Consider the following 12,847-nt stretch of genomic DNA (forward strand, 5'->3'; position numbering starts at 1 on the left):
AATGAGAACGGCTTGGGAGGATATCAATATGAAACAGCCATTGTTAAAAAGAATTAAAAGAGAATTGGAGCATGAAGGAGCTATTTTGGATATCTATTCGGATTATATGGAATTGCCGGATGGCAAAATAGAAAAATGGGATTATGTGGAGCATAGGAAAGGAGCTGCGGCAGTGGTGCCCGTACTGCCGGATGGGAGGATTTTGATGGTCCGGCAGTATCGCAATGCTTTAGAGCGGTTCACCTTAGAGATTCCTGCCGGGGCAAGAGATTCCAAAACAGAGCCTACTATGGAGTGTGCGGCCCGGGAATTGGAAGAAGAAACAGGATATCGGTGCGAAAATCTGGAATTTTTGATTTCGCTGCGTACTACCGTTGCTTTCTGCAATGAGCTGGTAGACGTTTATGCAGCAAGGGAATTGATTCCGGCACATCAGCATTTGGACGAAGGTGAATTTATTGATTTGGAGCCTCATACATTGGAAGAATTGTGCGCATTGATTTACCAGGGCGTGATCCAGGATGCTAAGACAGTGGCGGCTGTTATGGCATATAAAAATAAATACGGTCTGTAAGGGGAGGCGGCTGGCAGATGTGCGGGAATACATAAGATTAGATAATTTTTTTTCAGGGACTTGCATATGATTTAAGAAAAAAGAATGAGAAGTCTATGAAAAAAATATTGCGTTTATCCTGGAAACAGAGGAATAATATTGCAAAAAGCCAGCCCATTTGGATCAAGATCATGAAGATATTTCTTCTGCTGTCATTCACAGCAGGCATTTTTGCGGCAAATCTTATGGGCAGAGAAGCGGTTTCTAACGCAGGTGTGCTGAATGATTATTTTATTGAGAAATTTCAGTACGCACAGGTGAATGGGGAGAATCTCTTTTTCTATATTGTAGGAGAGCGGCTGCCCCTGCTGCTGTTATTATTTGTGTTGGTTTTTACATCTTTTGGAATTTTCGGGGGAATTCTTGTATTGGGCTGGCAGGGATTTTCTGTGGGATTTATGCTGTCCACGGGAATTGCAAAATATGGGATGAAAGGCATTGTGCTGGTTTTGGGCGGTTTGTTTCCCCAGTATATCTTTTATCTTTCTGTTTATGTGGTTTATTGTTATGTGGCCGCTTTTCTTCGGCAGCGTTCTGCTGGCGGAGGAAAGGAAATCATGGATCGTAAACTGGCATACGGAATGGGAGGAGTGTCCGTTGCCGTTTTATTTCTGGTATTTGCCACTGGAATCTTTTTGGAAAGTTATGTGAATCCCATGATTTTAAAAAATATATTAAAAATTTTCTGAATGAGGTAGTAAAGTTATGATATGTGAGATCCAAAGATTCGTTCAATATATGGAGGAAGTCCGCAGGACTTCTTATAATACAGTGGTTTCGTATGAACGGGATTTGAAAAAGATGAATCAGTATTTCATGGAACAAGGAATCGAAGAGGTCAGTCAGGTCACAGCTATTATGCTGAATTCTTATATTTTATTCCAGGAAAAGCAGGGCAGGAAGCCCTCAACCATTTCCAGAAGTATTGCAGCTCTGAAAGCGTTTTTTCATTATCTGTATCAGGAAGGGCTGGTGGAAGCGGATGCTGCAGAGGAATTGAAAGCGCCGAAGGTGGAGAAGAAGGCGCCGATGATTCTGACGGAGGAGGAGACGGTTCGTTTGTTGGAGGAAGCGAAAGGCGGAACGCCGAAGGAACTGAGGGACAGCGCAATGCTGGAGTTGTTGTACGCTACGGGAATCCGTGTGACGGAACTGATTTCCTTGAAGGTTTCCGATGTGAATCTGCAGATGGAATATATTGTCTGCAGAGTGGGCGTGAAGGAGAGGATTATTCCCTTTGGGACAGTAGCAAAGCAGGCTTTGGAACTATATCTGGAGAAAGGGCGTCCTGCAATGACCGATCAAGACAATCCCAGCCTGTTTACCAATTGTTCCGGCCAGGCCATGAGCCGTCAGGGATTTTGGAAGCTGGTGAAGGCATACGGCAGGAAAGCCGGAATTACCAGAGAATTGACGCCCCATACCTTGCGGCATTCCTTTGCGGTTCATCTGGTAAGAAACGGCGCAGATCTTCATTCTGTGAAAGAGATGTTGGGGCATTCGGATATTTCGACCACTCAGATGTATACGCAAATGAACAGCAGCAGGGTGCGGGAGGTTTATGCAAAAGCGCATCCCAGGAGTTAAAGAAAGAATGGCTGTAAGCTTTTTATCAAGAATTAGAGAAAGAACAGCTGCAAAACTTTTATCGGAATGGAAAGGTTTTGCAGCTGTTTTGGCTGTAATATATCATTCATTCATTTCTGCAATCTGATAGATCAGTTCTTCCGATTCCTGCCATCCAAGACAAGGGTCCGTGATGGATTTTCCATAGACATGTTCTCCCACCTTCTGGCATCCAGGTTCCAGATAGCTTTCAATCATAACGCCTTTTACCAGCCTTCTGAGTTCCGGCGAGATTTTGCGGTTATGCATGATTTCTTTCACAATCCGAATCTGCTGCTCATATTGCTTGTTGGAGTTGGAATGGTTGGCGTCAATAATGGCGGCAGGATTGATCAGATCCATTTTATCGTACATTTGAATCAGGCGCTCCAGATCCTCGTAATGGTAATTGGGAATGCAGATGCCACGTTTATTTACTGCGCCTCTTAAGACCACATGGGCCAGAGGATTTCCGGTGGTGCTTACTTCATAGCCACGGAATACAAAATGATGGGGATGCTGGCCGGCGTATACGGAGTTCAGCATAACGGAAAAGTCTCCGCTGGTAGGATTTTTCATTCCAGCAGGCACATCAAAACCGCTGACTGTCAGCCGGTGGTGCTGGTCTTCTACGGAACGCGCTCCAATGGCAACGTAAGAGAGCAAATCTTCCACGTAAGGCCAGTTTTCCGGGTAGAGCATCTCGTCTGCCGAAGAGAGTCCGCTTTCTTCCAGGGCTCGGATATGCATTTTGCGCATGGCAATTAAGCCTGCAAGCATATCCGGACGTTTTTCCGGATCTGGCTGGTGGGCGATGCCTTTGTAGCCTTCCCCGGTGGTACGGGGCTTGTTGGTATATATCCGGGGAACAATCACCAGACGATCGGATACTTTTTCCTGAACTTTGCAAAGGCGGCTGATGTAATCGCAGACAGCGTCTTCGTTGTCAGCGGAGCAGGGGCCTATAATGACAAGAAATTTATCCGATTCGCCGGTAATGATGTCTTTGACCAGTTTGTCCCGTTGGGCCTTTGTCTGTTTTGCGGATGGAGATAAGGCGTACTCCTGTTTGATTTCTTCCGGGGTGGGAAGCTGTTTTAAAAATGTGAAGCTCATAATCAGATTCTCCTTATAACTATAAAATAAATGGATATTTTTTGACGATAAAATGATATGGGATTTTATCAGTGCAGCGGACAATTTAGATTTTTCTTACTAAAAAATCCCATGAAATATCTTAATAGATAATACAAAATATGTCAATGTCTGCTCCCGGAAGATTCTCGTACTTTTACATTTTTTATTGCAATGCAGAGGGGGAATTGCTATAATTAGTCTGTTGCTTTCAGGGAAAACGAAGCCAAAGCAGAGAAGTGCGAATGGAGGAAATCATGAATCATTTAGATGAATTGCGTGTCAGGCTGTCAGTATGTGATGAACAGATTCTGGAATGTCTTTTGAAAAGAAATGCCATCGTAGAAGATATTATGAAATATAAAGAATCCCATAATATGCAGATTATTCAGCCAGAACAGGAAAAACGGCAGAAACAGAAATTAGAAAAAGAGCTGGAAGGAATGAATCACGCCAAAGAGATTTTGGATATATTTAACCGCATAACCTATAACAGTAAGAAGATTCAGGCCAGACATCTGTTTCATTATAATATTGTCCTGATTGGGTTTATGGGAAGCGGAAAGTCAACCATATCAGATTATTTAAGCACGATGTTTGCCATGGAAACTGTGGAGATGGATCAGATTATTTCTCAACGGGAAGGAATGAGCATTTCTGATATTTTCGCGGTATACGGGGAAGAGTATTTCCGTAATCTGGAAACAAGCCTTCTGATCGAAATGCAGGCGAAGAACAATGTGGTAATTTCATGCGGCGGCGGAACGCCCATGCGGGATAATAATGTTGTTGAGATGAAGAAAAACGGAAGAGTTGTTCTTTTAACCGCAAGTCCGGAAACAATTTATCACCGGGTAAAGGACAGCCATGACAGGCCCTTGCTGGAGAATAATAAAAATGTATCTTTCATTACAGAACTGATGGAGAAGAGAAGAGAAAAATATGAAGCTGCTGCGGACGTTATTATACAAACAGACGGCAAAAATGAACTGGAAGTTTGCGAAGAACTGGTACAGCGGCTGATGGAACTGGAGGAAAAGAGCGGCAGGGCTTAAACCTCTCTGAGAAATATGATTCCCAGGATCTGCCTCCTCGAAGTTGGTACAGCGATTTCTGTAGGCGGAAAATGCCGCTGTGTGACTGCCTTGGATTCATAAAACAGGGGCTGTCGGAAAATGAAATCAGTCATTTTTCGACAGCCCCCTTTCGTGTATAGTCAGCTTATGTGCAAACAGATTGATTCAGAATATATTCCTCGGACAAATGGATTGTCCGGGCATCCTGCGCTATATAAAATTACGTTTATCAAGAACATTCAAAATGTTGCGGGCTTCTTCCGTGCCTTCAATAATTCTTCTTGCCCGGACGCTGTCTCCCACATTCATAATTTCTGTTTTTCCAGTGTCAAAATTATCCTGCAGTTGTTTCAAAATGGGGTTGTTTGCCCTCATTCCAAGGCATACAAAGCCATAGTCAAAGGAAAGCTCCTCTTCGCTTCCGTCAGGATTTTTCACAAGGAAAGAATTTTCCTTCACTTCCAGAAGGGCAGTGTCGGTAAGCTGTTTTACCCCGTGCTTTTCCATCAGATTGAAGGTGCCTGTTTTGGATACCGGATCGATTCCGTTTCCGATGATGGGCATCATTTCCACGATGCTCACATCAGCGCCCCGGGGAGCGAAATATTCCACAACATCCAGGCCTACAGCGCCGCCGCCGATGACAACGACTTTTTTGCCGGACATGTCTTCTGGATAATCGCAGGAGACTACATGATTTATCATATTTAAAATAGAAGATACTTTTCCGTTTTCTTTATCAATCACATCATGAAGTCCTTTAATGGGCGGCAGAAGAGGACTAGAGCCGGTGGCGTTGACGATAATGTCGGGATGCAGGCTCTCAATCTGCTCAATGGTTGCTTCCGTATTTTTGAAGATAAACAGGTTCTTCATTTTTTCTGCCCGGTGAATCAAATAATTGGGAAAATCTGCCAATCGGTTTTTGTCCGGAATTTTGGAGATTTCAGCAGCCAAGCCGCCCAGATAAGGCTTTTTCTCGATTACAAAGGTGGTGCAGCCCACTTCCGCAGCGGTGCATGCGGCTTCTAAACCGGCGGTTCCTGCACCGATGACAACTACGTTGCACTGACGTTTCACATGTTTTTTCCTGTAATCTTCCCCGGTGTTTACGCCAGGATTGATGGTGCAGCGGATGGGGCGGTTGATGCCGATCCGGTGTCCAGCGCAGCCGATGTTGCAGGAAATGCATTTGCGAATATCCTGTACGTCGCCGAATTCTACTTTGTTAACCCATTCCGGATCAGCAATCAGTCCCCGGCCGATGCCGATTAAGTCTGCGTCTCCCCTTGCCAGAATATCGTCTGCAATTCTGGGGTCCCGGATATTTCCCATAGTCATGCAGGGCTTGTTGTAACGTTCCCTGACTGCTTTTGCCATGTAGGAACGCCAGCCGTCGGCTAAGTAATTGGCGTCAATCTGGTATTGAATGGAGCCGTTCAAGCCGGCAGATACGTCGAATACATCCACCTCTTTTTCAAAATATTGTAAATATTCCAGAGTATCTTCTAAAGTGTTTCCGCCTTCCATAAATTCATCGGCGCTTAAGCGGACGAAAATTGGGAAGAATGGCCCTACCTGCCTGCGGACTTCTTCGATCACCAATTTGGCAAAGCGGGCGCGGTTTTGTGGTGAGCCGCCGAATTCGTCTGTCCGCTTGTTTGTCAGCGGTGAAAGGAATTGGCTGAGCAGGTAAGAATGACCCGCATGAATTTCTACTGCGTCAAATCCTGCTGTCTGAGCGCGTTTTGCTGCTTTTCCATATTTTTCCACGATTTCGAGTATTTCTTCTTTTGTCAGAGGACGGGGAATTTCACCGCCTTCTTTGGAAGGAATGTCGGAAGCGGATACCGGCTGTATTCCGGTACGCTGGGCCTGGGCGGAAGCGCCGGCGTGGTTGATCTGGATGGCGATGCATGCGCCGTGTTTATGTACGGTCTCGCACAGTTTGTATAATCTGGGAATGTAGCTGTCATGGTCAATGCGGAGCTGAGTCGTCCCATTGGAGCCCTGCGGAGAAAATACGCTGGCATTTTCCACAATAATCAGCCCTGTGCCGCCTTTGGCGCGCTGCTCATAATAGTTGATGTGCAGAAAACTCATTTCGCCGTTCTGCTCGCCGTAATTTGTTCCCATAGGCGTCATGACAATTCTGTTTTTCATGGTCATGCGCTTTACGGTAAAGGGTTCAAAAATATGTTTGTACTCATTTTTCATGGATATTTACCCCCAGGTTTTTTTAGTGTCAGATTGTTTCCCTGCTGCAGTAATTGTGCAGGGATGACAAAAATATGGGTTTGAGAGGTTGTTGATATAGCATATATCAGGGTACGGGCAGCCCCGATATATTCGTTGCAATCAGTATAATAGATAAAGAATCAGAAAACAAATTGATATTTTTGTTAAAATCTATAGAAAATGTGCATGGATTTTGTTATGATAAAACAAACAGATGTTATTTTGGGAAAGGATATGTGCAGAAAATGAATTTAAGTCAGCTTTATTATTTTGTAACATTGGCAGAGACCGAGCATTATTCCAGGGCAGCTGAAATTCTGTCCATTACCCAGCCCAGCTTAAGTCATGCCATTGCGAAGCTGGAAGAGGAGCTGGAGACAGAGCTTTTTGAAAAAAAGGGGCGCAATGTTGTATTGACAAAGTATGGAAAAGTATTTTTGGAGCATGCCAGGGAATCTTTGCAGACTCTGGAAATCGGGGTGAAAAAGACCAAAGCGCTGACAGGAAGAAATTCCGGCGTCATAGATCTTGCATATATCTATACCCTGGGGCTGGAGTTTGTTCCAAAGCTGGTCCGGCAGTTTATGAAAGAGCATCCCCAGTTGGATGTGCAGTTTCGGTTTACTGTGGGAAATACCGTGGAGATTATCCGGGGTCTGAAGGAGGAAAAATATGATGTGGCCTTCTGCTCCAGAAAAGAAGAAGAGAAGCAGCTGGCCTTTGAGCCGGTGGCAGAGGAAAAGTTGGTGGTGGTCGTATCAAAAAACCATCCTCTTTCTGCGAAAAATGAGATTTCACTGAAGGAGACAGAACCCTATCCCCAGATATTTTTTACCAGATCCAGCGGGCTGCGTCCTACCGTTGTGAAAATGTTTGATATGGCGGGAATTGCGCCAAGGATTGCCTATGAGATTGAAGAGGACGGCGCGATGGCGGGACTTGTAGCAGGAAATTTTGGAATCGCAGTGATGCCGGAGGTTCCGGTGCTAAAATATCTGGATGTGAAAACTTTGAATATTACGGACCCTGTCATAGAACGCTACATCTATATGGCGCAGATAAAAGGCCAGTATCAGCCGCCGGTTTTAAAAAAATTTTTGAAATATGTGCAAAATCTACAGTTGAAAAAATGAAAAAGGTGGTATATAATGGTTGCCAAGAGGTTGTTAGGGATTTAACAAACGGGCAAGAGACAGCAAGGAAAGACATAAGGATAACGACAAAATAAGAATGAAAGAAGGAAATAACATGGCAGAGAGAATTACAGGACATACAGAACTTATTGGGTTAATGGCTTATCCAATCAGACATTCAAGTTCACCGGCAATGCACAATGAGGCATTTGCGTATCTTGGTCTGGACTATGCGTATCTTGCTTTTGAGGTAGACAATGACACATTGGAGGATGCCGTTAAGGGGCTCCGCGCACTTAAGATGGTAGGCTCGAATGTATCAATGCCCAACAAGACCGTAGTACATAAATATCTGGATAAATTGTCACCGGCAGCAGAACTGTGCGGCGCAGTTAATACCATTGTAAATGAAAACGGCGTACTGACCGGCCACATTACAGACGGTATCGGCTATATGAAATCTCTGAAAGACAACAATATTGACGTGATCGGAAAGAAAATGACCATTGTAGGTTCCGGCGGCGCAGCTACGGCTATTGAGGTGCAGGCAGCTCTTGACGGCGTAGCAGAAATGTCCATCTTTAATATCAAAGACAAGTTCTGGGACAATGCACAGGAAACGGTCAATAAAATCAGCGAAAGAACCAACTGCAAGGTGGCGTTGTACGACCTGGCAGATCTGGCTAAATTAAAAGAAGAGATTGCAGATTCTTATCTCTTTGCGAATGCAACAGGCATGGGAATGAAACCTTTGGAGGGACAGACTTATATTCCTGACAAATCTTTCTTCCGCCCGGATTTGATTGTAACAGACGTTGTTTATTCTCCACGTGAGACAGCTATGCTTAAGATGGCAAAAGAAGTGGGCTGCAAGACCATGAACGGTATGGGAATGATGCTGTTCCAGGGTGCGGCAGCTTTTGAGATGTGGACCGGCAAAGAAATGCCCATTGAGCATATGAAAGAAGTTCTTGACATTAAATATGACTAAAGAAGGGAAAGGGTCAGCAGGCCGTTGAGTGGGGCTGTCTGGCTTGTTTTCCGCAGAAATATATTTGCAGATTGACAATTGAATAATATGAATAATAGTGGACGGTGCATGGCGCACTGGCTGCGCTTTTGCACCAGTGGAGGAGAAAATGAAGAAGAAATATTTGTTTAGTGCACTGATTCTGTATTTGAATTATTTTATCCATGGGATCGGCTGCTCCATTTTAAGCCAGCAGGTGGTAAAGGAGACGCTGATTACGCAATGGGGGATTGATGATGTAATGCAGGTAACGGCAATTGCAGCAGCCCTTGGATTGGGAAGATTAATTTCACTGCCCTTTGCCGGGCCTTTATCGGATAAGCTGGGACGCAGGATATCTGTTTTGATTGGCGTGGCTTCTTATGTAATCTTTTTCGTAGGAATTGCTTTTTCACCTAATATGCAGATCGCTTACGTGGCGGCAGTCCTTGGCGGCATTGCAAACTCTTTCCTGGATACGGCGACTTATCCTGCAGTAGCGGAAATTATTTACGCTTACACAGGAATTGCGACCATGGGGATTAAATTCTTTATTTCCATTGCCCAATTGATGATGCCTTTCTTCCTGGGCGTTTTTGCAGGGACGAAGATGTCATATCTGACGCTGCCTTTGGTGGCCGGCATTGTAATAGCGGTTCTTGGAGTGCTGGCGATTTTCGCGCCTCTGCCCCAGGAATCTGCCAGCGGCAAATCAGAATCATTCATTGACAACCTGAAAAATGCACATTTCTCACTGGAAAGCGTTGCTTTGATATTGATCGGATTTACAAGTACGGCAACCTTCCAGCTTTGGCTCAATTGTGCCCAGACCTTTGGAAAAGAGATCGCAGGCATCCCGTCAGAAACAGTATCCATGATGCAGACCTATTATTCAGCTGGAACGATGGTTGCGCTTGTTGTGACGAGTATTCTGATTACAAAATTCAAGCAGGTCAGGTTCCTTGTGATTTATCCGGCAATTTCAGCAGTTATGCTGGTGCTTGTATATCTGATGAAAACGCCGATGATTTGTTACGTGGGAGCCTTTGTGATTGGATATGCGGCAGCAGGGGGCGTTCTCCAGATGGCTACTGCAACAGTCAACGACCTGTTTCCCAAAATTAAGGGAACTATCACAAGTCTGGTTATGATTGCGTCCAGTTTGTGCAACTATACGATCCTGAGTGCGGCCTCTAAGATGACAGCCACCAACGTAATTATTATGAACTTAATTATTACAATTGTAGGAGTTATTCTTGCAGTATTTGTAAATGTAAGATATGGAACGTTAGTGGAGAATTCCCAGAAATCGTAATCAGGGATGATATCTGAACTGTTATTGTAAAATAGAAAGAAGCAGGAGGTAGAAAAATGAATCCGGTAGTGGTAAGAAATATAAAAATAGGGGAAGGAATTCCAAAAATCTGTGTGCCGATTGTAGGAGTGACCAAGGAAGATATCATCAAAGAAGCAAAGACCTTTGATGCAATTCCGGTGGATGTTGTGGAATGGCGCGTGGACTGGTTTGAACATGTATTTGAGATCGAAAAGGTGAAAGAGACACTGGCAGAGCTGCGTGAGGCATTGAACGACATTCCCATTCTCTTTACCTTCCGCACCTCCAAGGAAGGCGGCGAAAAAGCCATTGAGCCAGAAGCTTATGCAAAGCTGAATATTGCAGCGGCAGAGAGCGGTTATGTGGATCTGGTGGATGTGGAAGCATTTACAGGGGATGAAGTGGTAAAGGAAATTATTGAAGCAGTGCATCAGCATGGGGTAAAGGTGGTTGCCTCCAACCATGATTTTGACAAAACCCCGGAGAAAGATGATATTGTAGGAAGACTCTGCAAAATGCAGGAGTTTGGTGCGGATATTCCTAAGATTGCCGTGATGCCTCAGAGTAAGGCGGATGTCCTGACTTTGCTGGCAGCTACAGAAGAGATGAACAGAAAGCATGCAGACCGTCCGATTATTACCATGTCTATGGCGGGCACAGGAGTCATCAGCCGGCTTTGCGGCGAAGTGTTTGGCTCAGCATTGACCTTTGGGGCGGCAAAGAAAGCTTCCGCGCCAGGGCAGATGGGAGTAGAAGATCTGGCACAGGTACTTTCCCTGCTGCATAAGAGTCTGTAATAAAATAGGTAATGAAAAAGGGCCTGACGATATGAATTCGCCAGGTCCTTTATTGTAAGGAGGAAGCCTATGAAGCAAGTACTCTCTTGGCTCAATGACAGTCTGGAAGAATTCCTGATGGTTATCAGCCTGATCCTGATGACGGTCATTATGGGGATACAGGTGTTTTCCAGGTACGTGCTGGGTGCATCTCTTTCCTGGTCGGAAGAGCTTACAAGATATATTTTTGTGTGGGCGGGCTTTTTAAGCGTCAGCTACTGCACAAAGAAATGCATTTCTATCAAAATCGAACAGTTTGTTGCCATGTTTCCCAGACGGGGAAAAGCAGTTTTTAAGCTGGTAAACCATACCTTTGAATTGATTTTCTTTTTCTATCTGATGCCTTTTGCCGTCAAATACCTGATGTCCGCAGTGGAGAGCGGACAGGTCAGCCCGGCCTGCCGGATTCCCATGTATTATGTTCAGGCGGCTCCGCTGGTCAGCTTTCTTCTGGTGGCGCTGCGAATTATGCAGCGGTGGTATATTGAACTGCAGGTGATCCGGACGGGGCAGGAGGAACCGGGAAAAAGGGCTGCAGAAGAGAAAACCGGGAAAAGGGAGGTGGATTGAACATGTCAGCACTGGTTGTTTTTATTATTTTTGTAATTTGTCTGGTAATTGCGATTCCGGTATCCATTTCCCTCGGAATTGTATCCGTACTCCCGGGAGCCTTTGATTCTTCCTTTACTGCTTCCGGACAGTTTGTGATACGTTCCATGTTAGGCGGCATTGACAGTTTTCCCCTGCTTGCAGTTCCCATGTTTGTGCTTTCCGGCATTGTGATGGCAAAAGGAGGGATTTCCAAAAAGCTGTTTGATGTGTTTGCCTTTTTTCTGGGCAGACGGACGGCAGGAGTTCCCTGTGCGGTGATTGTTACCTGTCTGTTTTACGGGGCAATTTCCGGGTCGGCGCCTGCCACAGTAGCTGCGGTAGGCAGCATGACAATTCCCATTCTGGCAAAGCTTGGATATGACAAATCGTTTTCTACTGCGGTGGTGGCGGTGTCCGGTGGGCTTGGAGTGATTATCCCGCCAAGCATTCCTTTTATTATGTATGGCATGGCTTCCGGAGCTTCCGTCAGCGATCTGTTTCTGTCTGGAATTATCCCAGGGCTTTTAATCAGCGCATTGCTGATGTTGTATGCAGTTTACTATTGCAGAAAGCATGGGGAGGATAAGGAAAAAATAAACGCAGTAGTAGGCGAACTCCATGAGAAAGGGCTTTTTGCCGTATTAAAAGACAGTTTTTTTGCGCTGCTTAGCCCGGTAATTATTTTGGGATGTATCTATTCAGGAATTGCTTCCCCCACGGAAGCAGCGGTGATTTCGGTATTTTATGCGCTGTTGGTCAGCCTGTTTATTTATAAGTCCATCCGTCTCAGGGATATCTGGGGGATTATGACGGAATCTGTCCGGACCTATGCGCCCATTATGTTTATTCTGGCTACTTCCGTAGCTTTTTCCAGAGTTCTCACCTTGATGCAGGTGCCTCAGGCAGTCAGCGGATGGATTCTTGCACATTTCACCAATAAGATCGCCTTGCTTCTGGTGATTAATCTGTTCCTTCTGATTGTGGGAATGGTGATGGATACCACGCCGGCGATTTTGATTCTGACGCCTATTCTGCTTCCGATTGTGGAAGCGGTGGGTATGCATTCGGTTCATTTCGGCATTATGATGGTGGTAAACCTGGCGATTGGGTTTGTTACGCCGCCTATCGGGGTGAATTTGTTTGTGGCAAGCTCACTGACGGATATTCCAGTAATGGAGATTGCAGGAAAGGCAATGCCTATGATTTTGTACTTTTTGGCTGCGCTGCTTCTTTTGACCTTTGTGCCGGCAATCAGCATGGCGTTTATTTAGGAGGT

General features: G+C 45.1%; 12 protein-coding genes. 10 read left to right on the forward strand and 2 right to left on the reverse strand.

Features of this window, described 5'->3' with window-relative positions:
• The first annotated feature begins 28 nt into the window (after positions 1-28).
• From E5329_RS14830 to xerD, 3 genes are all read left to right on the forward strand, one after another.
• On the forward strand, positions 29-574 hold the full coding sequence (locus E5329_RS14830) for an NUDIX hydrolase (RefSeq protein ID WP_135990287.1): 546 nt from the start codon (positions 29-31) through the stop codon (positions 572-574).
• 95 nt (positions 575-669) lie between these two features.
• On the forward strand, positions 670-1,302 hold the full coding sequence (locus tag E5329_RS14835; protein ID WP_135990288.1) for a stage II sporulation protein M: 633 nt from the start codon (positions 670-672) through the stop codon (positions 1,300-1,302).
• A 16-nt stretch (positions 1,303-1,318) separates the two neighbouring features.
• Complete coding sequence (gene xerD, locus E5329_RS14840) at positions 1,319-2,200, forward strand: site-specific tyrosine recombinase XerD (RefSeq protein WP_135990289.1); 882 nt, start codon at positions 1,319-1,321, stop codon at positions 2,198-2,200.
• 102 nt (positions 2,201-2,302) lie between these two features.
• Here the strand turns inward: xerD and E5329_RS14845 are convergent, their stop codons facing one another.
• On the reverse strand, positions 2,303-3,334 hold the full coding sequence (locus tag E5329_RS14845) for a 3-deoxy-7-phosphoheptulonate synthase (protein WP_135990290.1): 1,032 nt from the start codon (positions 3,332-3,334) through the stop codon (positions 2,303-2,305).
• Between the two features lie 275 nt (positions 3,335-3,609).
• Here E5329_RS14845 and E5329_RS14850 point away from each other — a divergent pair, with 275 nt between their 5' ends.
• Complete coding sequence (locus E5329_RS14850) at positions 3,610-4,407, forward strand: shikimate kinase (RefSeq protein ID WP_135990291.1); 798 nt, start codon at positions 3,610-3,612, stop codon at positions 4,405-4,407.
• 231 nt (positions 4,408-4,638) lie between these two features.
• On the opposite strand, the gene E5329_RS14855 is transcribed toward E5329_RS14850, so the two are convergent.
• Positions 4,639-6,645, reverse strand: coding sequence for an oxidoreductase (locus E5329_RS14855; protein ID WP_135990292.1), 2,007 nt, complete (start codon positions 6,643-6,645; stop codon positions 4,639-4,641).
• Between the two features lie 266 nt (positions 6,646-6,911).
• Here E5329_RS14855 and E5329_RS14860 point away from each other — a divergent pair, with 266 nt between their 5' ends.
• The 6 genes from E5329_RS14860 (at position 6,912) to E5329_RS14885 (ending at position 12,842) form a co-directional block, all read left to right on the forward strand.
• Complete coding sequence (locus tag E5329_RS14860; protein WP_135990319.1) at positions 6,912-7,799, forward strand: LysR family transcriptional regulator; 888 nt, start codon at positions 6,912-6,914, stop codon at positions 7,797-7,799.
• Positions 7,800-7,914: 115 nt separating this feature from the next.
• The gene (locus E5329_RS14865; RefSeq protein WP_135990293.1) at positions 7,915-8,790 is read left to right on the forward strand and encodes a shikimate dehydrogenase; all 876 of its coding nucleotides are present in this window, start codon (positions 7,915-7,917) and stop codon (positions 8,788-8,790) included.
• Between the two features lie 148 nt (positions 8,791-8,938).
• The gene (locus E5329_RS14870; RefSeq protein ID WP_135990294.1) at positions 8,939-10,123 is read left to right on the forward strand and encodes an MFS transporter; all 1,185 of its coding nucleotides are present in this window, start codon (positions 8,939-8,941) and stop codon (positions 10,121-10,123) included.
• A gap of 56 nt (positions 10,124-10,179) precedes the next feature.
• Positions 10,180-10,941: a type I 3-dehydroquinate dehydratase gene (gene aroD, locus E5329_RS14875; RefSeq protein WP_135990295.1), complete on the forward strand. Its 762-nt coding sequence runs from the start codon at positions 10,180-10,182 to the stop codon at positions 10,939-10,941.
• A gap of 69 nt (positions 10,942-11,010) precedes the next feature.
• Positions 11,011-11,550: a TRAP transporter small permease gene (locus E5329_RS14880; protein ID WP_135990296.1), complete on the forward strand. Its 540-nt coding sequence runs from the start codon at positions 11,011-11,013 to the stop codon at positions 11,548-11,550.
• A gap of 2 nt (positions 11,551-11,552) precedes the next feature.
• Positions 11,553-12,842, forward strand: a complete 1,290-nt coding sequence (locus E5329_RS14885; RefSeq protein WP_135990297.1) for a TRAP transporter large permease — start codon at positions 11,553-11,555, stop codon at positions 12,840-12,842.
• Positions 12,843-12,847: the final 5 nt, after the last annotated feature.

Source organism: Petralouisia muris (assembly GCF_004793545.1).
Lineage (GTDB): Bacteria > Bacillota > Clostridia > Lachnospirales > Lachnospiraceae > Petralouisia > Petralouisia muris.